The sequence below is a fragment of the Bacillus sp. ISL-39 genome (assembly GCF_018613295.1).
Classification (GTDB): Bacteria; Bacillota; Bacilli; order Bacillales; family Cytobacillaceae; genus Mesobacillus.
On sequence record NZ_JAGGQM010000012.1, the window covers coordinates 74,180 to 94,016 of the forward strand.

Sequence of the window (19,837 nt, forward strand, 5' to 3'; positions counted from 1 at the left end):
CATCAATAAGTTGCTGTTATAATGCCGGGGGGCATTACTTGACCTCGGCTCCAATCGAGCTCTCGAAATGACGGAGCGACCACTCATGGCCTATTTGGTCAAAAGAAGCAACGCCATCTTTATACACAATAACCTGAAACCCTTTATTATAAGCATCAACTGCCGTGTGAAGGACACAAATGTCCGTGCAGACTCCGACAAGATGCACTTCACTGATTCCCCGCTCGCGCAGCTTGATCTCCAGGTCCGTACCAGCGAATGCTGAATATCTGGTCTTATCAATATAATAGACATGGTCCAGGTGCTTATTTTCCTCATATACCGCCTGAAGACTGCCGTACAAATCCCTGCCCTTCGTACCCCGGATATTATGCGGAGGATACAGCTTTGTCTCCGGATGGAATTCATCGCCTTCATCATGGACATCAATCGCGAATACCACATAGTCACCATTTCCGATGAACTCCTTAGTTACGCCGACAAGCTTCTCTTCAATCACCTGCCCCGGCTCTCCGCAAGTCAGCCGCCCATCGTCCGCAACAAAGTCATATGTATAGTCGATATTGATCAACGCCTTCTTCCCCATTATGTACCCACATCCTTTTAACTTATTATCTTTTATTTTCTTCCAAATATGATTTACAGGCAAATTTTTCATATCGGCAGGACATTTTGGTTGATTGCTTTTTAGAAATTACCTCCAAAATCAGTCATCAGACAAAATCTCTGCCTCTCCTCATGATTTTGTCCGAAGTCACATCAGGTTCGGACATTTTCGCGGCTTCTCCTCTTCATTTTGTCTGAAGTCATACCAGGTTCGGACATTTTCGCGGCTTCTCCTCTTCATTTTGTCTGAAGTCATACCAGGTTCGGACATTTTCGCGGCTTCTCCTCTTCATTTTGTCTGAAGTCATACCAGGTTCGGACAATACTACGGCTTCTCCTCTTCATTTTGTCCGAAGTCACACCAGGTTCGGACAAAACTTCGGCTTCTCCTCTTGATTTTGTCCGAAGTCATACCAGGTTCGGACAAAACTTCGGCTTCTCCTCTTCATTTTGTCCGAAGTCACACCAGGTTCGGACATTTTCGCGGCTTCTCCTCTTGATTTTGTCCGAAGTCACACCAGGTTCGGACAAAACTTCGGCTTCTCCTCTTGATTTTGTCCGAAGTCATACCAGGTTCGGACAAAACTTCGGCTTCTCCTCTTGATTTTGTCCGAAGTCACACCAGGTTCGGACATTTTCGCGGCTTCTCCTCTTGATTTTGTCCGAAGTCATACCAGGTTCGGACAAAACTTCGGCTTCTCCTCTTGATTTTGTCCGAAGTCACATCAGGTTCGGACATTTTCGCGGCTTCTCCTCTTCATTTCGTCCGAAGTCATACCAGGTTCGAACAATATTGAAGCTTCTCCTCTTGCTGTTGTCCGAAGACCAAGTAAATACACTAGCCTTGTTTCAAGTAATCTATAATATCCTCCTATACCCTATCTCAGCGCACAGAAAAACCACTCCAAACCAAGGAGTGGTTTCCGGTCATTCCGCTTTAAAATTCAATTCCAGATTCTCCGGACGGTCTTCGGGACGAATTTCATCCAGCGGCACATAGACTTGAATGTGCCTGAACAGGTTTTCGAATTCTGCTGGCAGATTGCCGCCATATTCACCGTCGAGGTTCAATTGCACAGTTTCCTTGGATTGAACCTTGATACGGTTTGCCTGTGTGTAAATCACACCCGGGTCATTAATGTGCTCACCGCGGACTGCGAGTGAGGCAATTCTGATAAAATCAGCCAGGTTCGTCTTTTTCAAAATCAACAAAGAAAACATTCCATCATTGATTGATGAGTTTGGAGCCAAGCGTTCAAAGCCTCCGACGGAATTCGTCAGCCCGACAAGGAACATCATGACTTCGCCTTCGTAAAGCTTTCCATCATACTCAATTGTTACTTCAGAAGCACGAATGGATGGCACCATCTCGATTCCTTTTAGATAATAAGCGAGCTGTCCCAGCATGGTCTTGAGCTTGCTCGGCACTTCGTATGTCAGCTCCGTCAGTCTGCCGCCGCCTGCGATATTGATGAAATATTTATCGTTGATCCGGCCTACGTCCACCGGGATCGTGTCACCTTTAACAATGATGTCGACCGCAGCATCGATATCCCTTGGGATATGGAGCGCGCGTGCAAAGTCATTTGTTGTGCCGACCGGAATGACACCGATTTTCGGGCGGTATTCCTGTTCAGCTATCCCATTGACTACTTCATTGATCGTACCATCCCCGCCAGCCGCAATCACCAGGTCATAGCGCCGCTCGACCGCAATCTTTGCTGCCTGCGTCGCGTCCCCTTCACCTGTCGTTGCATGGCATGAAGTCTCATAGCCGGCATTCTCCAGCTTCACCAAGACCTCAGCAAGATGCTTTTTAAAAATTTCACGACCTGAAGTCGGATTATAAATGATTCTTGCTCTTTTCATACCCATCATCCTACTTAATATGGTTTTAAATTCCATTCTTTTACATCATAGCCCATTACGACTATCCAGGCAATTACCTGAATATCGATGGTACCGGATATATCATAAACTAATTTCTGCCCATTTGCCAAAAAGAACCCACTATTTATTCAAAGTGTTAACTATCGTATTTTTCGAAAAACTCTTCCATTCATCCTCTTTCTTTTTTACAATACAAAGAGGATGGTTACATAAATTGGAAGTCAATTTGGAGGTACAAACTAATGACCTACACGGAACTTATTACCCGATTTACAAGCTGGGCAAAAGCACAAGATACGATCATGGCCGCCATCATCATTGGCTCCCGGGCCAGATCTGAAATCCCGGCAGATGATTGGTCAGATCTAGATATTATTTTGCTGACCAACACGCCCGAGCAATTCATTGATTCGGATGACTGGCTGGAGAACATCCACTCTTATTCTATCAGCTTTTTGGAAAAAACGGCTGTAGGCGATGGGATTGAACGCCGGGTGATGTTCGACCCCTATCTTGATGTGGACTTCATCATTCTCACACCTGAATACTTTACCGGAATGCTTCAAGCAAAGGAAGTACAGCAGGTTTTTCAAAAAGGATACAAAGTGCTATTTGATAAAACAGACGTTACAAACGGCATAAAAGTTCCCGAAGATTCATCGCCTGCCTATTCGCTGCCTACACAGGACCAATTTGACAATCTTGTTCAGGACTTCTGGTACCATATTGTCTGGGTCAGCAAGAAAATGCTGCGGGGTGAGCTATGGGTGGCAAAGGAATGCCTTGACAGCAATTTAAAGCAGCTTCTTAGAAGAATGGCTGAGTGGCATGCAGTTACCGTTTTAGGCAATTCGCCATGGCATAATGGGCGTTTCATAGAAAATTGGGCAGATTCGAGGCTTGTAAAATGCTTTACTACGATGTTTGCAATCTATGATCGCAACAGTATGTTACTCGCCATGAAAGAAACGATGAGTATTTTCAGTCTGCTTGCAATTGAAGTTGGAGACAGTCTCAACTTTCCTTATCCCCTCCAGGCAGATCAGGCAGCAGTACGCTTCTTGCATACTTATCATGAAGCGATGGCTTCGGTAAAATAAACCTTCTGACCAGGACTATTTCAGAATAAAATTCTTTAACTAGATTAAAAGGGTGACGCTATATGACTTGGATTTGTCTTTTGGCAGCATATTTGGTTGGTTCCATCCCTACTGCTTTATTGATTGGCAAATATTTTTTCCGTGTGGATATCAGGGATCATGGCAGCAAAAACCCAGGCGCGACGAATACATTGCGGGTCATGGGCAAGCGGGCAGCGATTGTCGTGCTGCTTGTGGATGTAGCAAAAGGGATGCTGGCAACTTCACTTCCGCTGATCTTCGATACTCCTGTTGAACCTCTGTATGCCGGCCTGATTGCCGTCATCGGACACTGCTTCCCGATTTTCGCAGGATTCCGCGGCGGCAAGGCGATCGCAACGACGGCGGGCGCACTGCTGGTTGTTGACATCGGAATGTTCCTGGCCGTGTATGTGACCTTTTTCGCGGTCATTTTTCTGACCAAATATGTGTTCATGGGTTCGATTTCGGTGGGTATCGCGATGCTTATTTTTTCATTTTACTCTCCGGAGATTAATGAACCAATCATCTTTACTGCTTTTATTATATTTTTAATTTTCCTCCATCGTTCTAATCTGCAGAACTTTTTCATCGGCAAGGAACCGAAAATCAATGATAAAAAGGTGAAGGGTGACCGTCTCCCTCCAAAAGATCTTAAGACGTAAACTTTAACCATGGCTTCCATCAGCCATGGTTATTATTTTACTCTATAGATATATTAGTAAAATAAAATACTATTTATATAATAGTATTTTTGGAGAAAAAATAGATTGTTATTCATTAATATGAAATGATAGAATATTATTTGTATTAGCAATATTTTTTCAATAATTTTTCACAATAACAAAGGGGGAAAGATTATGTCCAATGAAATGTATCAAATCATTGCCATCGGGATCTACATGGCCGCGATGCTTTATATCGGCTGGTATTCCTACAAAAAGACAAGCAATTTGACTGACTACATGCTTGGCGGCAGATCACTCGGTCCGGCAGTCACAGCGCTCAGCGCCGGTGCGGCTGACATGAGCGGATGGCTTTTGATGGGCCTTCCAGGAGGAATTTATGTAAGCGGTTTAGCGAATGCATGGATTGCCATAGGATTGACCGTCGGCGCGTATCTCAACTGGCTTTATGTAGCACCTCGACTTCGCTCATACACCCATGTGGCGAATGACTCCATCACGATTCCAAGCTTCCTGGAAAACCGTTTTAAAGATGATACAAAGCTTTTAAGAATTGTATCCGGAATTGTTATTCTTCTATTTTTTACTTTCTACGTTTCCTCCGGGATGGTCGCCGGAGCTGTTTTCTTCGAGAATTCATTCGGCCTTGATTACCATACCGGCTTGCTGCTGGTCTCTGCAGTCGTCGTTGCCTACACATTATTCGGCGGCTTTCTGGCAGTAAGCTATACAGATTTTATCCAGGGAATGATGATGCTTCTCGCCCTGCTGCTAGTGCCGATTATCGGCTTCTCAAAAACTGGGGGACCTGCAGAAACATTTGATACCATCCGTTCGATTGACCCTGCATTGCTAGATTTATTTAAAGGTACGACGGTGCTCGGTATCATATCAACTGCAGCATGGGGTCTTGGCTACTTCGGCCAGCCTCATATCATCACCCGCTTCATGGCAATCACCTCAATAAAAGAAACAAAGAGCGCCAGAAGAATCGGAATGGGCTGGATGATCTTCTCCTTGATTGGAGCAATGCTGACAGCTTTGATCGGTCTTGCTTATTTTACACAGAATCCGGATGTTAAGCTGGATAACCCTGAGGCAGTATTTATCGTACTTGGGCAAATCTTCTTCCATCCATTGTTCGCCGGTCTCATGCTGGCAGCCGTCCTGGCAGCAATCATGAGCACAATCTCCTCCCAGCTGATCGTAACGTCCAGCGCCCTGACTGAGGACTTGTATAAAATCTTGTTCAAAAAAGAAAAAACTGATAAGCAATACGTATTTTTTGGACGTTTGGCGGTACTCTTTGTAGCCATCATCGCTGCATCACTTGCCTGGGTGCAGAACGACACGATCCTTGGCCTGGTTGCGTACGCCTGGGCTGGCTTCGGCGCAGCGTTCGGACCAATCATCATCCTTAGCCTGTACTGGAAAAAGATGACCAACTGGGGCGCGATTCTCGGTATGATTGCCGGGGCCGCTACCGTCGTCATCTGGAGCAATTTCGGCCTGAGCGATGTGATGTACGAAATCGTTCCGGGTTTCATTATCAACCTGATTATTTCTGTTGCTGTCAGCTTGGTAACTTATAAACCAAACCCTGAGATTGAAAAAGAATTCGATATGAGTGTTGAAAACTTAAAATCCTAAAATTGATGCCACAGAGAGCCTTTCTCTGTGGTATTTAATTTGATTTTCCGATAAAAACTTACAGGAAATTACATATCAATAATCGAATTCATATAATGATAACTAAAAGTCTGAGGGGAAAATGATGAAGAGAAAGCTGCTATTCTACGGAACATCTGCTATATTGCTTTTAACCGTCTTGATTGCAATGGACCGCTATAAATTATATAAAGAGGAAAAGCCGCCTGTACCGACCGTAACGGTGAATGGGCAGGAGATCCCCCACATTCTCGGTCAATATGATTGGCATGGCACGAAAACGGAGAAAATGGATCCAATCAAAGCCATGGCTGGCACGAATCCCTCCAAGGTGAAGGAAAGAGAAACACTCGAGGTCTCATTTCCTCCAGAAATAGAGCCTGAAACTATTTCAATCAGCCAGGTTAACGCAGCCCCTGGCATGGAAAAGCAAAAAGCTAAAGAAAACACCCTGCCAATTCCTAAAAGCCTTACCCCAGAAAATATATATTTTAAAATAAAAGCAGAATGGAAAAAGGGTTACAGCACATATTATATTAAAACGGATATAGAGGACCTGCCACTTTTCTATGATTTCCTCTCAAAGGATCCTGAGAAACTATCAGTCCTGGCAATTGTTCCACGTGGAGATTCAGAAAAGTATGACATTCCCGACGAAGTAAAGGAAAAACTTGAGTCCTTCCAAATATCAGATGATTTGGATGGACTTAAGAAGAAATATCCTGAGCTTCTAACCAATATAACTCCAGTGTATATGATTTTTGATAGCGCATTTCTCCAGCAAACCCTCCATGATAAGGAAAAGTTGATCGAACGTGTGATGGATGATGGTCGGGGTTGATATACAAGGCCCTGGTTACTAAAACAATATAAATCCCGATTCTTTTCCCCCTTTCCCGGGAAATATCGACAAAAAAGCTGGCGATTGGTTCGCCAGCTTTCGCTATTATCTTTTATTCAATTCTTCAACAAGCAATTTGTTTACAAGCGGCGGGTTTGCCTGGCCCTTTGTTGCTTTCATGATCTGGCCGACGAGGAAGCCTTTTGCTTTATCCTTGCCACCCTTGAAATCTTCTACTGATTGAGGATTCGCATCGATTATTTCAGTAATGATCTTAAGCAGTTCGCCTTCGTCGGAAATTTGGACAAGTCCTTTTTCCTTGACGATTTCCTCCGGATCGCCGCCCTTTTCGATCAATTCCTTGAACACCTGCTTGGCAATCTTGGAAGAGATTGTGCCGTTTTCAATCAGCTTGATCAAGCCAGCAAGTCCTTCAGAAGTCAGTGCTGTTTCATGCAGCTCTTTCGATTCGGCCTTCAGGTAGGCTGAGAATTCTCCCATCAGCCAGTTGGATGCCTGCTTAGGATCCGCCCCGGCTTTCACAGCCGATTCAAAGAAATCAGCCATTTCTTTTGATACCGTTAGCACCTCTGCATCGTAAGCTGGCAGTCCCATTTCCTCGATATATCGCTTTTTCCGCTCGTCCGGAAGTTCAGGGATTTCCGCACGAACCCTTGTCTTCCATTCTTCGTCGATATAAAGGTCAGGAAGATCCGGTTCAGGGAAATATCGATAATCATCTGATCCTTCTTTTACACGCATTAAGAGAGTGGTGTTCGTGGATTCATCATATCGCCTTGTTTCCTGCTGGATTTCACGGCCAGCAAGGATTTCTTCTTCCTGCCGCTTTTCCTCATATTCAAGACCTCTGCGTACGAAGTTGAAAGAGTTCAGGTTTTTCAGCTCGGTTTTTGTGCCAAATTCCTTCTGGCCAACCGGCCTGATGGAGATATTCGCATCACAGCGGAGTGAACCCTCTTCCATTTTGCAATCCGATACGCCCGTATATTGGATGATTGACTTTAATTTCTCAAGATAGGCATATGCCTCATCCGGCGTGCGTATATCGGGTTCCGATACGATCTCAACGAGCGGTGTTCCCTGGCGGTTGTAATCCACCAGCGAATAACCATTGCCGTGAGTCAGTTTGCCGGCATCTTCTTCCATATGAATGCGCGTGATGCCGATTTTCTTTTTATAGCCATTAACCTCAATTTCAATCCAGCCGTTCTCGCCAATAGGCTTGTCGAACTGGGAAATCTGATAGGCCTTGGGATTGTCCGGATAAAAATAGTTTTTTCGATCGAACTTTGTATGCTCCGCGATTTCGCAGTTCAAAGCCATTGCGGCTTTCATCGCGTATTCAACCGCTTTTTTATTCACGACTGGGAGTACTCCCGGATAACCCAGGTCGATTACGCTTGTATTTGTATTCGGCTCGGCACCAAAATGGTTCGGGCTCGCCGAAAAGATTTTTGATTCTGTTTTTAATTCAACATGGACCTCAAGGCCAATTACCGTTTCAAACTTCATCATTTTCACCCCTTTACAGCTCAGGTTGTTGTTTATGGAAATCTGTTGCCTGCTCGAATGCGTGGGCAACTTTATATACAGTGCTTTCATCAAAATGACGCCCGATGATTTGCAGGCCTAGCGGCAGACCTTTGTCGAAGCCGCACGGAACCGAGATGGCTGGCACACCTGCAAGGTTGACCGGAATCGTCAAAATATCATTGGCATACATCGTCAGTGGGTCTCTTGTGTTTTCGCCAAGCTTGAATGCCGGTGTTGGTGCGGTCGGTCCGATGATGACATCGTACTGTTCAAACACCTTTTCAAAGTCCTGCTTGATCAGCGTGCGGACCTTCTGTGCTTTTTTATAATGGGCATCATAATAGCCTGCACTCAGCGCAAATGTACCAAGCATAATTCGGCGTTTTACTTCCTCACCGAAGCCTTCTTCGCGAGTCATCTTATACATATTGAGCAAGTTTTCAGCGTTCGGCGTTCTGTATCCATAACGCACGCCGTCAAAGCGCGCCAGGTTTGCTGAAGCTTCTGATGATGATAACAGATAGTATGTAGCCAAAGCATACTTGGAGTGCGGCAGGGAAACTTCTTCCCAAGTCGCCCCCAGTCGCTCGAGAATGACAAGTGCGTCCATTACTGATTTACGGACTTCTTCATTCACGCCCTCACCGAGGTATTCCTTCGGCACAGCGATTCGCAAGCCTTTTATATCGCCAGTCAAAGAAGCGATATAGTCAGGGATGTCCACGTTTGCGGAGGTCGAATCCATTTCATCGTGCCCCGCGATCGCTTTTAAAAGAAAAGCATTGTCTTCTACATTCCGAGTAATTGGTCCAATCTGGTCCAAAGAAGAGGCAAATGCGATCAATCCAAAGCGTGAAACAAGTCCATAAGTTGGCTTCATGCCGACCACACCACAGAAAGATGCCGGCTGGCGAATCGATCCGCCTGTATCGGAACCAAGCGAGAACAGTACTTCCCCCGCCGCTACCGATGCAGCCGAACCGCCAGAAGAACCACCAGGTACACGGTCAAGATTCCAGGGGTTGAACGTTTTTTTGAAGCCGGAGTTTTCGTTTGAGGATCCCATTGCGAACTCGTCCATGTTCAGCTTGCCGATCGTCACCGTTTCTGCCTGTTGCAGCTTCTGGATAACTGTCGCATCATAAATAGGATCAAAGTTTTCGAGGATCTTGCTTGCAGCCGTTGTACGCAGACCTTTCGTGACGATATTGTCCTTGATGCCAATCGGCAGTCCGTATAACTTACTGGTTGGAGCATGTTGGATTGCCTTATCATCCAATGCCTTCGCTGCTGCTCTTGCATTTTCTTCATCCAATGTTAAAAATGCCTGGACCTTGCCTTCAACCTCGCCAATCCGCTTGAACGATTCGTCGACCAGGTCGGAAACGCTGAGGTCTCTTTTATGTAAAAGCTCATGAATCTCCGAAATCTTGTGTTCAAATAAACTCATCGCCGATCCTCCTACTCCATAATTCCTGGTACTTTGATCTGACCATCCTGGTGCTCAGGCGCATTTTTCAATACCTCTTCACGCGGAAGGCCCTCTTTTGCACGATCTTCCCGCATGACATTCTTTATTTCAAGCACATGTGCAGTTGGCTCTACATTATCTGTATTCAGCTCATTCAACTGCTCCGCATATGTAATGATTTTATCCAGCTGGTCCGTCAGCATTTTCGCTTCTTTTTCCGTAATAGCCAGTCTTGCCAGGTGCGCGACATGCTTCACCTGTTCCTCAGAAATCCTTGACATAAAAGCACCTCCATCTTAATCGTCTGATAATAACAATAATAATGATCATAGCAAAGTTTTCCACGTTAAAGCAATACAAGCTTGCCGTTTGTACTATTTTAACAGAAGCAGAGCTTGATCGCAGACATATAGGACATTTTCGTTCATTAAATTAGTTTGCAGATGAAGGACAGCGGGAAGGGATAGCCAAAGGAGGTTAAAAACTTGGCTATATTAACTTTTTTCCTGGTTATCCTGTTAGCAGGAGTTCATTTATCGGTAAAATACTACTCAAAATTAATGGAACAGCCGCGTAAACCAATACTCAGCTTCGCCGGCGGTGCATCCGTTGCCTATGTGACCGTGCATCTGCTGCCTGAATTCCAGAAGGTCCAGAAGGAGTTCAATAAGCTGATACACTTACCCAAACATTATGAAGAATATAGTTTGTACCTGATCGCGACAATTGGCTTCATCGCTTTTTATTCCATCAATCATTTTGTAAAAGCTTCTGAACAGAACAGGCCCAATCTTCCTGTCTTTATTTTTCATATAGGAGCCTTTGTCCTCTATAATTCGTTCATTGGCTATTACCTGATCAAAGGCTTGAAGCAGGAGCCTAAAGCGTTAATCATTTTCACGGCCGTTTTCGTCCTGCACCTCATGATTAATGATGTCGGACTCCGGCTGGACCATAAAAAGCGTTATGATCCATGGGGTTCTCTGATCCTGGCTGTTTCTGTGGTGGGTGGATGGCTGCTCGGCTACCTCGTCACACTTCCTACCTTCATTTTTGCCCTGTGGTTCAGCTGGCTGGCTGGAGGCATCTTATTGAACACCATAAAGGAAGAACTGCCTAAAGATCGCAAAAGCAAGCTGCTCCCGTTCATTTTAGGAGTTGTGGCTTCAACATTATTGTTCATTTTGATTTAAAGCTGATTTAATAAAAGGGGTGGAAGTTAAATCCACCCCTTGCCCATTTTGCTGTCGAATCCTCTAAGAAAACGTATGAATCTGCTAAATGAGTTATAAACCACGTGTAGATTGATCACCTATTCCCAACGCCAGTTTTAAATATTCCACAAATAGTATCGATTGCTCTTTAATCCTCAAATCTTCCTTGGATAACATTGCATCCTCTACTGCTAAGCCGTCGATGAAGGCAATGATCGAACGGGCAATGATTTCATGATCAAATCTTGTGCTGAATTCCCCGCTTCTTTGGCCATGTTCAATAATATGAGCATATAATTTCAAGCCATTATTGTATCGAACTGATCCGTATTCTCTTCTATGTTCATCATTTCTTCCGATTATAAAAAACTCAAGTTTTGCCGGCGCCAAAGGATCCATTTCATCATCAGGCTCCCCGGTCTCGCCAAAGATGGTTTGCATGAGCAAATCCCAATAGGATGTGGCATTGTCCTTTAACATCTCCAATGTCTCATCCAATTCTATCGATAATCCTTCTTCTAGAATCGTTTCGAATACTGCTTCTTTATTTGAAAAATATTGATACAGCCCGCCTCTGCTGACATTCGCAGCGTCCATTATGTGCTTCATCGTGGCCCGCTCATATCCATATTCAATGAAAACCTTCTCTGCCGCCTTCAAAATTTCAGCTCGACGCTGTTCCATGTGTTCCCGACTGACTTTCGGAGACATTTGCTCTCCCCCGTTCTATTTTACTCTTGAAAACCAGACCAACAATCGAGACTGCTACCAACAATAATCCAGTTATCACAAATGTCGGTATGACTCCCAGGACAGTGGCAAGCAATCCGCCAGCCAATGGCCCAATGATTGTGGCCGTGGTGGTCACGCTGTTCAACACTCCGAAAACCCTGCCTGTCATGTGAACAGGAGTCTCGGTTTGGACTGCTGCCTGAAAAGGGATGAATACCAACCCTGCTGAAAATCCAGCCGCCAATCCCAGAGCTGGCCCCCATAACACCGGCAGTGCTAAATCCAATTGGGTCAATAAAGCCAGAATACTAAAACTGATCCCCATCCCGCAAACTCCAATGAACAATAGAACCAGCGCATTGTAATCTGTTTTTTTAGCCAACAGCAATCCTGTAAAAAACATTCCAACACCTGATGCCGTAACAATATAACCAAACAAATCAGGAGAGGCATTCGATAGTTCCCTCAATAAAACAATGATTTGCGAATCAGACAATTGTAGGATCAGGAGGCTTACCCCCATAACAATCATACCAATAACTAAGTAACGACTGCCTTTGATGAACCTGATTCCCTCGAGGAAATCCTCCTTAAACGAAGCTCCTCCTTGTTCACCCGAATCTACTCTTACAGATGCTGCTGCCTTTGGTAAAGTGATCAGCAGTAACGCTGAAATAATAAATGTGCCTGAATCCATAATGAATACCATTTTTGTCCCAAAGGCCGAGACCAGCAGACCGCTTAATAATGGCCCCAACACCTTCGTCCCGGAATCAATCATCGAGGTAATGGACATGGCACTTTTCATATTTTCTTGATGAATTAGTTCTTTAAGCTTACCATTCTTCGCCGGGACAAATATAGCCGAGAGCATTCCGATCATGAACAAGCAAATATAGACCATCCATAAGGAATCAGCAAATGCCAGAATCAGAATTAATCCCGCTCTGACTACGTCTGACAAGATCATGATCGCCTTTCTGTTCATCCTGTCAGCAATCGTTCCGGTGAATGGTCCAAGCAACGCCATCGGAACAGCCAAACATAAAATGATAAAGGAAACCTCCATTGGAGAAGCCTCCCACTTCAGGCCAACCATCGTGATGATTGCAATTACACTCAACCAGTCACCAATACTTGATATTAACTGCGCAAGCATTAAGGTGATAAACCCCTTGTTCTTTAAAAGACCGCCCATTCTCATCCCTCCAGACTAAAGCACACTTATGTCGTTTTGTTATTTTCATTATAACGACACCGTTGTCGATTTACAACTTATTTTTGTAATTTTTTGGATTTCAGTAACTGTAATCATTGAAAAATGGCCAAAAAAAAAGAGCCAACCTAAAAGGCTGCTCTATTTCCTGAAAAACTTACCAAACCCAGATAAGAATCCCTTTTTCTTCTTAGGTTCAGCTGTTTGAATCACGGGTTTCTTTTTGCCAAGATAAATCTCCTCTTTATCAATAGCATGGCCGTGCGCTAAAACGAGTCCGAGTTCCGAATCGTAATCCTTATTTGTCACGATTGTAAACTCGATGCCCCGTTTTTCAGCCGCTTTAATGTACTCAGATAAGTAAGAATATGATATATTGCCGTTTAAAAAGAGGTGGGCTTCGCGATTTTCATCCATAAGCTCCTCAACTTCAGGTTCAACACCCTTCCTCATGACCTCGCCCTGCGTAAGCGCAATGACCACCCGCTCCCTGAGTGTCGTCAGGAAACGCCTTCTCTCATCAGGCTTTGTCTGTTTAGCACCATGAATCCCCTGCTGCAGATAATCATCCACTTTATTGCTGCCCATAATCGTCACCCCCTCCACATATACTTGGTTCCGCAGTCCTTAAATACATTTTTATCTTAACCCAGGCAGTCGCTTATGTCCTGATGAAATACAATGCATTTAGTTTTCTTGCCGAATTATAGTTACTTTCTTTTCGGGCACATGCTGGCCTTACTTGTTACCGGAATCCTCGGTTCTCTCCTTTTTCGGGCACATATTAGTCTAGCAATCCTGGGTTCCAGCCTTTTCGGGTACATCCTTATTCTTATCCATTATCGATACACGTTTTTATCCTTTTGAATTTATTTTTTACGTCCGCAATTCTAAATTCCTATGTGGATTATTCACCCTTATATGTATGTTCCCGCCCAAAAGTCTGTGCTAGTTTAAGGTTAACCTATTTTGAGCAAAAAAAACCTCCTCTTCGAATCGAAGAGAAGGACACAAATAGGAGAATGCAAGGTAAAAAATCAAAAACAGTTATGGTGAATCTTCGCCTGAGTTGGAGGGCTCAAGCGAAGAGAAAACCCGTGATCAGGAAGCAGTAAACTGTGCTTCTTCGGTAGATCCTTTTAGCGCAGTCGTTGAGGAAGTTCCTCCGGAAATGACCATTGATACATCATCGAAGTAACCTGTTCCGACTTCGCGCTGGTGCCTTGTTGCAGTGTAGCCGTACTGCTCGCTGTCGAACTCAGCCTGCTGCAGCTCGGAGTAGGCAGCCATTCCGCGCTCTTTGTAGCCGCGAGCCAGTTCGAACATGCTGTGGTTCAAGGCGTGGAAGCCAGCAAGTGTCACGAACTGGAACTTGTAACCCATTTTGCCAAGCTCGATTTGGAACTTCGCGATTGTTTCGTCATCCAGCTTCTTTTTCCAGTTGAATGATGGTGAGCAGTTGTAAGCAAGCAGCTTGCCAGGATACTTCGCGTGGATCGCTTCAGCAAAGCGGCGGGCTTCATCCAGATCCGGCTCAGATGTTTCGCACCAAACCAAATCAGCATATGGAGCATATGCCAAACCGCGGGCGATTGCCTGGTCAAGGCCAGCATTTACGCGGAAGAAGCCTTCCGGTGTCCTGTCCCCCGTGATGAATGGAGCATCATATGGATCGACATCGCTAGTGATTAAATCTGCCGCATTCGCATCAGTACGGGCTACAATCAAAGTTGGTGTTCCCATTACATCGGCTGCAAGACGGGCAGCAATCAGGTTGCGGACTGCCGTCTGTGTCGGAAGCAAAACTTTTCCGCCAAGGTGTCCGCATTTCTTTTCAGAAGAAAGCTGGTCCTCAAAGTGTACGCCAGCTGCACCAGCTTCAATCATACCCTTCATCAATTCGAATACATTCAGCTGTCCGCCGAATCCTGCTTCTGCATCCGCCACGATTGGTGCGAACCAGTCGATGGAATCGTCTCCTTCTCCATGAGTGATCTGGTCAGCACGCTGCAGCGCCTGGTTGATACGCTTAACTACAGCGGGAACGCTGTTCGCCGGGTACAAGCTCTGGTCAGGATACATGTTTCCGGAAAGGTTTGCGTCTGCTGCAACCTGCCAGCCGCTCAAGTAGATTGCCTTAAGGCCAGCTTTTACCTGCTGGACAGCCTGGTTGCCAGTTAAAGCACCAAGAGCGTTAACGAAATCCTCTTCATGTACAAGCTTCCACAGCTTCTCTGCACCGCGGCGAGCCAGTGTATGTTCAATATCAATCGAACCGCGAAGCTTGATGACATCCTCCGCCGTATAAGTTCTTTCCACTCCAGCCCATCTGCTATCCATTTCCCAGCTTTCCTGCAATTGCTTTACACGATCTTGAGTCATTTTTTATTCCTCCTAGTGTTTGTTTTATATGAATCTATCAATCTATTAAGCTAAAGCCTGATAGCCAGGCAATGTTAAAAATTCAACGAAGTCTTCATTTAAAATCAATTCATCAAACATCTCTGCCGCCTGCTCGAATTTCCCATTTTCAAATACCGCTTCGCCGACTTCCAGCTTGATTTTCTCAAGTTCCTCTTCCTTCAGCTCGTGGTACATTTCAACCGTCACTTTGCGGCCATCTTCCAGGAGTCCTTTTGGATGGCGAATCCATTGCCATAGCTGAGCACGGGAAATCTCTGCTGTTGCTGCATCCTCCATCAGGTTATGAATCGGAGCTGCGCCGCGGCCATTCAGCCAGCTGGCCACGTACTGGATGCCAACATTGATGTTCATTCGCACACCGGCTTCTGTTATAGTCCCTTCTGGTACAGCAAGAAGGTCAGCTGCATTCACTTCAACATCCATCTGCTTGCCAGATTCTATCTGGTTCGGTTCTGGCATTTCCTTGTTGAACGCCTCAAGTGCTACCGGTACCAGTCCTGGATGTGCTACCCATGTGCCATCATGGCCGTCGCGGGCTTCACGCTCTTTATCAGCGCGTACCTTGGCGAATGCTTCAGCATTTGCTTCCTCGTCATTTTTGATCGGGATTTGCGCCGCCATTCCGCCCATTGCCGGAGCCTTGCGGCGGTGGCAGGTCTGGATCGTCAGCAACGAGTATGACCTCATGAACGGAACCGTCATTGTTACCTGTGAGCGATCCGGTAAAATCACATCGTCCTGTGAACGCAGCTTTTTCAGATAGCTGAAAATATAATCCCATCGGCCACAGTTCAAACCAGCGGAGTGCTCTTTCAGTTCATATAGAATCTCATTCATTTCGAATGAAGCCAGGATCGTTTCAATCAAAACAGTTGCTTTAATCGTTCCCTGTGGAATGCCAAGATGATTCTGTGCATAAACGAACACATCGTTCCATAGGCGCGCTTCAAGGTGGCTCTCCAGCTTAGGAAGGTAGAAGTATGGGCCTGTGCCCTGCTCCACCAGCTTTTTCGCATTATGGAAAAAGTACATCGCGAAATCGAATAAGCCGCCGGAAATGGGGTTGCCATCGAGCAATACATGTTTTTCTTCTAGGTGCCAGCCTCTTGGGCGAACCATTAAAACAGCTGTTTTTTCATTCAGTTGATACTTTTTGCCATTTGCATTTTCAAAAGAGATCGTTTTGTTAACGGCGTCCCTAAGATTGATCTGCCCTTCAACAATCGCTTCCCATGTCGGCGAAGTTGAATCCTCGCAGTCTGCCATAAAAATCTTCGCTCCAGAATTGAGCGCATTGATGACCATTTTTCTGTCAGTCGGACCAGTGATCTCGACTCTGCGATCCTGAAGATCTTTCGGGAGCGGCGCGATTGTCCACTCGCTCTCACGGATGTGCTTTGTTTCCGGCAAGAAGTCCGGAAGCTTCCCTCCGTTGATTTCCGCCTGGCGCTTTTCACGCGCGGCCAGCAATTCCACCCGACGCTCGCCAAAATGCCTTTCAAGCCGCTCTACAAAATCAAGAGCCTCTGGTGTCAAAATTTCTTCGTATCCTTTTTTCATGCTGCCCACTATTTCAATTCCTGTAGTTTGTGTCGACATAGACTGTCTTCACCCCTTTGTTATAGTACAGTATCAATAACTCTAATATGTATTATATAACAGAGGTTTTAGATTGCAACTATTTTGTTGAATTTTTCTGAAAAATTTTTAAGATTGAGAATTTCGTCCTATAAAAAAAACCTTTTCTCAATAGAAAAGGGTCATGAGGACTGATGTATCAAAGTTTAGATTGTTGTTACTTTTTTCATGGACTCGTAGAAAAGTACAACCGAGAACACGCTATTGTATTCAAATGTCATTTTGAGCGCTTCTTATTTTACCCAAATTGCTGTTCCCTTACAAAAACGGTAAAAGGAACACCTCTGTTGCGGCAATGAACAGTTCATCCCAGATTAAACGCACGAAAAATCCCCTTCTCGAACGAGAAGGGGATTCCAATTCTGTATTAGTACATTTCAGAAGTAGTCTTCGCTTGCATGTGCAGAAGCAGATAGTCTGGTCCGCCAGCTTTTGAATCTGTTCCTGACATGTTGAAGCCGCCGAATGGCTGGTAACCGACGATTGCACCTGTGCAGCCGCGGTTGAAGTAAAGGTTTCCTACATGGAAATCTTCACGTGCCTTCTGGATGTTTTCACGGTTGCGCGTGATCACAGCACCAGTCAGGCCGTATTCCGTGTTGTTCGCGATTTCAAGTGCATGGTCGAAATCCTTCGCTTTTGCGAATGCCACAACTGGTCCAAAGATTTCTTCCTGCATGATGCGGGCTTTTGGATCCACATCAGCAAATATTGTTGGCTTGATGAAGTAGCCTTTAGAGCTGTCTCCTTCGCCGCCAGTCATCAAACGGCCTTCCTGCTTGCCGATTTCGATGTAGCTCATGATCTTGTCGAACGCACCCTGGTCGTTTACAGGACCCATGAATGTGCTTTGATCAGTTGGATCATCGAGCTTAAGCTCATTTGTCAATTCAACCACGCGGTTAAGAACCTGGTCATATACATCCTCAACGATGACAGCACGTGAACATGCAGAGCACTTCTGGCCAGAGAAGCCGAATGCTGAAGCAGTGATCGCTTGAGCAGCCAATTCAAGATCAGCGTCTTTGTCGACAACCATTGTGTCTTTTCCGCCCATTTCAGCGACTACGCGCTTAAGCCAGATTTGGCCTTCGTTCAGCTTTGATGCGCGCTCGTTAATGCGCAGACCTACGTCACGTGAACCTGTAAAGCTGATGAAGCGAGTGTCTTTGTGGTCAACAAGGTAGTCGCCCACTTCTGCGCCGCTTCCTGGTACGAAGTTAAGGACACCCGCAGGCAGACCTGCTTCTTCCATTACTTCAACGAACTTAGCCGCAACAACTGGAGTAGTTGAAGCTGGCTTCAAAAGAACTGTGTTTCCTGTAACGATCGCTGCTACAGTTGTACCAGCCATGATTGCCAACGGGAAGTTCCATGGAGAAATGATGACTCCCACTCCAAGAGGAATGTAATCATAACGGTTATATTCATTTGGACGGCTTTCTACTTTCACGCCCTCTTTGATTCTTAGCATTTGGCGAGCATAGTACTCAAGGAAGTCGATTGCTTCTGCTGTATCAGCATCCGCCTCGTTCCATGGCTTACCAGCTTCTTTTGTTAAAAGCGCTGAAAATTCATGCTTGCGGCGGCGAATGATTGCAGCAGCCTTGAATAATACATCGGCACGTGTCTCAGGCTTCACTTTTTTCCAAGTCTTGAACGCTTCGACAGCAGCCTGCATTGCTTTTTCAGCTAGATCGCGGTTTGCCTTTGATACGCGTCCAATAACTTCTTCTTTATTGGATGGGTTGTAAGATACAATCTTGTCTTCCGTCGAGATTCTCTCTCCGCCAATCACCAAGTCATAATCCTGGCCAAGATAGCCTTCTACGGTCTTCAATCCTGTAAGGTATCCTTCACGGTTTTCCTCATCTTTAAAATTCGTGAAAGGCTCGTGTTTGTATGGCTGAACCATTCTATCCCCTCCTATGTATTAAAACGTTTTCATTCCTTTCCCATTCTATCACGAGAGTCTCATAGTGTTCAACGTCAACGTACTAGCAAGTCTTGGATTGAGAATTTTCACAATCTTTATTATGCCAATATTGTAATTTGCTCGTTTTTTGTTTGCTTTTTGGTGTTGGTCAATTTAATCGTAGATGTGGTCGAATGAAGTGTGAAATTGGACGAATAATCTCTCAAGGTGGTCAAATTTTTTTTCCGAAAGTAAAATTAATAGATTAGTAAAAATCGCATTAATGAACAGCAGGGAATCCCTTTAATCTAGCGAATATTACTCTATCCATGCAAAAAAGGAGCCTATAATACATGAAAAAACGCCATGAAGTGCTGTTCAATCAGCTTGAATCCTATCGAAGCTATATTTTGGGGGTAACAGATACAGTTTCTGAGGAAGATGCGGAGAAAATCCCTGCAGGCTTTAACAATAATATCCGCTGGAACCTTGGGCATATTTACCTTGATCAATATTTATGGATCCAGGCGGTCACCAAGGAACATGCAGGTGTTCCTGAAGCGTTCAATTCCTGGTTTGGCTACGGCACCTCCCCGGCTAATTTTACAGAGGAAACCCCTACCGTCAGCGAGTTAAAAGAATTGCTGAAAACACAGCCTTCTAGAATAAAAGAATCTTATGGTGACAGATTGGATGATGAATTCACCCCAACCGAAATGGGGATGCATACAATCGAGCAAGTCCTGGTTCGGACCATTTTCCATGAAGGCATGCATTTACAGACAATCCTTGATATTAAGAAGTGTATTTAACATAAACTGATTCAAAAAAGCAAAGAGCCCAAGATGCTCTTTGCTTTTTTCC

Annotated in this window: 18 protein-coding genes; 6 read left to right on the forward strand and 12 right to left on the reverse strand. The window is 45.0% G+C overall.

Annotation, left to right across the window (positions count from 1 at the left end; all coding sequences use genetic code 11):
• Window positions 1-34 precede the first annotated feature (34 nt).
• The 3 genes from J7E37_RS11815 to J7E37_RS11820 form a co-directional block, all read right to left on the reverse strand.
• Complete coding sequence (locus tag J7E37_RS11815; protein WP_215024099.1) at window positions 35-586, reverse strand: cysteine hydrolase family protein; 552 nt, start codon at window positions 584-586, stop codon at window positions 35-37.
• Window positions 587-754: 168 nt separating this feature from the next.
• Window positions 755-877, reverse strand: a complete 123-nt coding sequence (locus tag J7E37_RS22270) for a hypothetical protein (RefSeq protein WP_285290322.1) — start codon at window positions 875-877, stop codon at window positions 755-757.
• Window positions 878-1,533: 656 nt separating this feature from the next.
• Complete coding sequence (locus J7E37_RS11820) at window positions 1,534-2,475, reverse strand: diacylglycerol kinase (RefSeq protein ID WP_215024101.1); 942 nt, start codon at window positions 2,473-2,475, stop codon at window positions 1,534-1,536.
• Window positions 2,476-2,738: 263 nt separating this feature from the next.
• On the opposite strand from J7E37_RS11820, the gene J7E37_RS11825 reads away from it, so the two are divergent.
• The 4 genes from J7E37_RS11825 (at window position 2,739) to J7E37_RS11840 (ending at window position 6,809) form a co-directional block, all read left to right on the forward strand.
• On the forward strand, window positions 2,739-3,596 hold the full coding sequence (locus tag J7E37_RS11825; protein WP_215024103.1) for an aminoglycoside 6-adenylyltransferase: 858 nt from the start codon (window positions 2,739-2,741) through the stop codon (window positions 3,594-3,596).
• 62 nt (window positions 3,597-3,658) lie between these two features.
• On the forward strand, window positions 3,659-4,279 hold the full coding sequence (gene plsY / locus J7E37_RS11830) for a glycerol-3-phosphate 1-O-acyltransferase PlsY (protein WP_215024105.1): 621 nt from the start codon (window positions 3,659-3,661) through the stop codon (window positions 4,277-4,279).
• A 195-nt stretch (window positions 4,280-4,474) separates the two neighbouring features.
• A complete protein-coding gene (gene putP / locus J7E37_RS11835) occupies window positions 4,475-5,950 on the forward strand; it encodes a sodium/proline symporter PutP (protein ID WP_215024107.1) in 1,476 nt (491 codons plus the stop codon).
• 124 nt (window positions 5,951-6,074) lie between these two features.
• Complete coding sequence (locus J7E37_RS11840; protein WP_215024109.1) at window positions 6,075-6,809, forward strand: hypothetical protein; 735 nt, start codon at window positions 6,075-6,077, stop codon at window positions 6,807-6,809.
• A 105-nt stretch (window positions 6,810-6,914) separates the two neighbouring features.
• Here the strand turns inward: J7E37_RS11840 and gatB are convergent, their stop codons facing one another.
• From gatB to gatC, 3 genes are read right to left on the reverse strand one after another with little or no spacing between them, the layout of a single operon-like run.
• Window positions 6,915-8,342, reverse strand: a complete 1,428-nt coding sequence (gene gatB, locus J7E37_RS11845; RefSeq protein ID WP_215024111.1) for an Asp-tRNA(Asn)/Glu-tRNA(Gln) amidotransferase subunit GatB — start codon at window positions 8,340-8,342, stop codon at window positions 6,915-6,917.
• 13 nt (window positions 8,343-8,355) lie between these two features.
• A complete protein-coding gene (gene gatA / locus J7E37_RS11850; protein WP_215024113.1) occupies window positions 8,356-9,813 on the reverse strand; it encodes an Asp-tRNA(Asn)/Glu-tRNA(Gln) amidotransferase subunit GatA in 1,458 nt (485 codons plus the stop codon).
• A gap of 11 nt (window positions 9,814-9,824) precedes the next feature.
• Window positions 9,825-10,115: an Asp-tRNA(Asn)/Glu-tRNA(Gln) amidotransferase subunit GatC gene (gene gatC, locus J7E37_RS11855; RefSeq protein ID WP_214782349.1), complete on the reverse strand. Its 291-nt coding sequence runs from the start codon at window positions 10,113-10,115 to the stop codon at window positions 9,825-9,827.
• A gap of 204 nt (window positions 10,116-10,319) precedes the next feature.
• On the opposite strand from gatC, the gene J7E37_RS11860 reads away from it, so the two are divergent.
• Complete coding sequence (locus tag J7E37_RS11860) at window positions 10,320-11,027, forward strand: hypothetical protein (protein WP_215024115.1); 708 nt, start codon at window positions 10,320-10,322, stop codon at window positions 11,025-11,027.
• Between the two features lie 93 nt (window positions 11,028-11,120).
• On the opposite strand, the gene J7E37_RS11865 is transcribed toward J7E37_RS11860, so the two are convergent.
• The 6 genes from J7E37_RS11865 to pruA all read right to left on the reverse strand — a co-directional run bounded on the left by J7E37_RS11865 (window position 11,121) and on the right by pruA (window position 18,973).
• Complete coding sequence (locus J7E37_RS11865) at window positions 11,121-11,759, reverse strand: TetR/AcrR family transcriptional regulator (protein WP_214782343.1); 639 nt, start codon at window positions 11,757-11,759, stop codon at window positions 11,121-11,123.
• Entirely contained in the window at window positions 11,713-12,978 is a 1,266-nt protein-coding gene (locus J7E37_RS11870) for an MFS transporter (protein WP_215024117.1), read from the reverse strand. Before J7E37_RS11870 ends, J7E37_RS11865 begins: the two co-directional genes overlap by 47 nt.
• Window positions 12,979-13,137: 159 nt before the next feature.
• Complete coding sequence (locus tag J7E37_RS11875; RefSeq protein ID WP_214782337.1) at window positions 13,138-13,584, reverse strand: YueI family protein; 447 nt, start codon at window positions 13,582-13,584, stop codon at window positions 13,138-13,140.
• Between the two features lie 513 nt (window positions 13,585-14,097).
• The gene (gene aceA / locus J7E37_RS11880) at window positions 14,098-15,378 is read right to left on the reverse strand and encodes an isocitrate lyase (RefSeq protein ID WP_215024119.1); all 1,281 of its coding nucleotides are present in this window, start codon (window positions 15,376-15,378) and stop codon (window positions 14,098-14,100) included.
• 45 nt (window positions 15,379-15,423) lie between these two features.
• A complete protein-coding gene (gene aceB, locus J7E37_RS11885) occupies window positions 15,424-17,019 on the reverse strand; it encodes a malate synthase A (protein ID WP_215024121.1) in 1,596 nt (531 codons plus the stop codon).
• Window positions 17,020-17,425: 406 nt separating this feature from the next.
• Complete coding sequence (pruA, locus tag J7E37_RS11890) at window positions 17,426-18,973, reverse strand: L-glutamate gamma-semialdehyde dehydrogenase (RefSeq protein WP_214782331.1); 1,548 nt, start codon at window positions 18,971-18,973, stop codon at window positions 17,426-17,428.
• Window positions 18,974-19,326: 353 nt separating this feature from the next.
• On the opposite strand from pruA, the gene J7E37_RS11895 reads away from it, so the two are divergent.
• The gene (locus J7E37_RS11895) at window positions 19,327-19,785 is read left to right on the forward strand and encodes a DinB family protein (RefSeq protein WP_215024123.1); all 459 of its coding nucleotides are present in this window, start codon (window positions 19,327-19,329) and stop codon (window positions 19,783-19,785) included.
• Window positions 19,786-19,837 lie beyond the last annotated feature (52 nt).

What these genes read in the sequence shown, in the direction of transcription:
- J7E37_RS11815 (WP_215024099.1), bottom strand. Translation starts at nt 586, where the DNA reads ATGGGGAAGAAGGCGTTGATCAATATCGACTATACATATGACTTTGTT.
- J7E37_RS22270 (WP_285290322.1), bottom strand. Translation starts at nt 877, where the DNA reads ATGTCCGAACCTGGTATGACTTCAGACAAAATGAAGAGGAGAAGCCGC.
- J7E37_RS11820 (WP_215024101.1), bottom strand. Translation starts at nt 2,475, where the DNA reads ATGAAAAGAGCAAGAATCATTTATAATCCGACTTCAGGTCGTGAAATT.
- J7E37_RS11825 (WP_215024103.1), top strand. Translation starts at nt 2,739, where the DNA reads ATGACCTACACGGAACTTATTACCCGATTTACAAGCTGGGCAAAAGCA.
- plsY (WP_215024105.1), top strand. Translation starts at nt 3,659, where the DNA reads ATGACTTGGATTTGTCTTTTGGCAGCATATTTGGTTGGTTCCATCCCT.
- putP (WP_215024107.1), top strand. Translation starts at nt 4,475, where the DNA reads ATGTCCAATGAAATGTATCAAATCATTGCCATCGGGATCTACATGGCC.
- J7E37_RS11840 (WP_215024109.1), top strand. Translation starts at nt 6,075, where the DNA reads ATGAAGAGAAAGCTGCTATTCTACGGAACATCTGCTATATTGCTTTTA.
- gatB (WP_215024111.1), bottom strand. Translation starts at nt 8,342, where the DNA reads ATGAAGTTTGAAACGGTAATTGGCCTTGAGGTCCATGTTGAATTAAAA.
- gatA (WP_215024113.1), bottom strand. Translation starts at nt 9,813, where the DNA reads ATGAGTTTATTTGAACACAAGATTTCGGAGATTCATGAGCTTTTACAT.
- gatC (WP_214782349.1), bottom strand. Translation starts at nt 10,115, where the DNA reads ATGTCAAGGATTTCTGAGGAACAGGTGAAGCATGTCGCGCACCTGGCA.
- J7E37_RS11865 (WP_214782343.1), bottom strand. Translation starts at nt 11,759, where the DNA reads ATGTCTCCGAAAGTCAGTCGGGAACACATGGAACAGCGTCGAGCTGAA.
- J7E37_RS11870 (WP_215024117.1), bottom strand. Translation starts at nt 12,978, where the DNA reads ATGGGCGGTCTTTTAAAGAACAAGGGGTTTATCACCTTAATGCTTGCG.
- J7E37_RS11875 (WP_214782337.1), bottom strand. Translation starts at nt 13,584, where the DNA reads ATGGGCAGCAATAAAGTGGATGATTATCTGCAGCAGGGGATTCATGGT.
- aceA (WP_215024119.1), bottom strand. Translation starts at nt 15,378, where the DNA reads ATGACTCAAGATCGTGTAAAGCAATTGCAGGAAAGCTGGGAAATGGAT.
- aceB (WP_215024121.1), bottom strand. Translation starts at nt 17,019, where the DNA reads ATGTCGACACAAACTACAGGAATTGAAATAGTGGGCAGCATGAAAAAA.
- pruA (WP_214782331.1), bottom strand. Translation starts at nt 18,973, where the DNA reads ATGGTTCAGCCATACAAACACGAGCCTTTCACGAATTTTAAAGATGAG.
- J7E37_RS11895 (WP_215024123.1), top strand. Translation starts at nt 19,327, where the DNA reads ATGAAAAAACGCCATGAAGTGCTGTTCAATCAGCTTGAATCCTATCGA.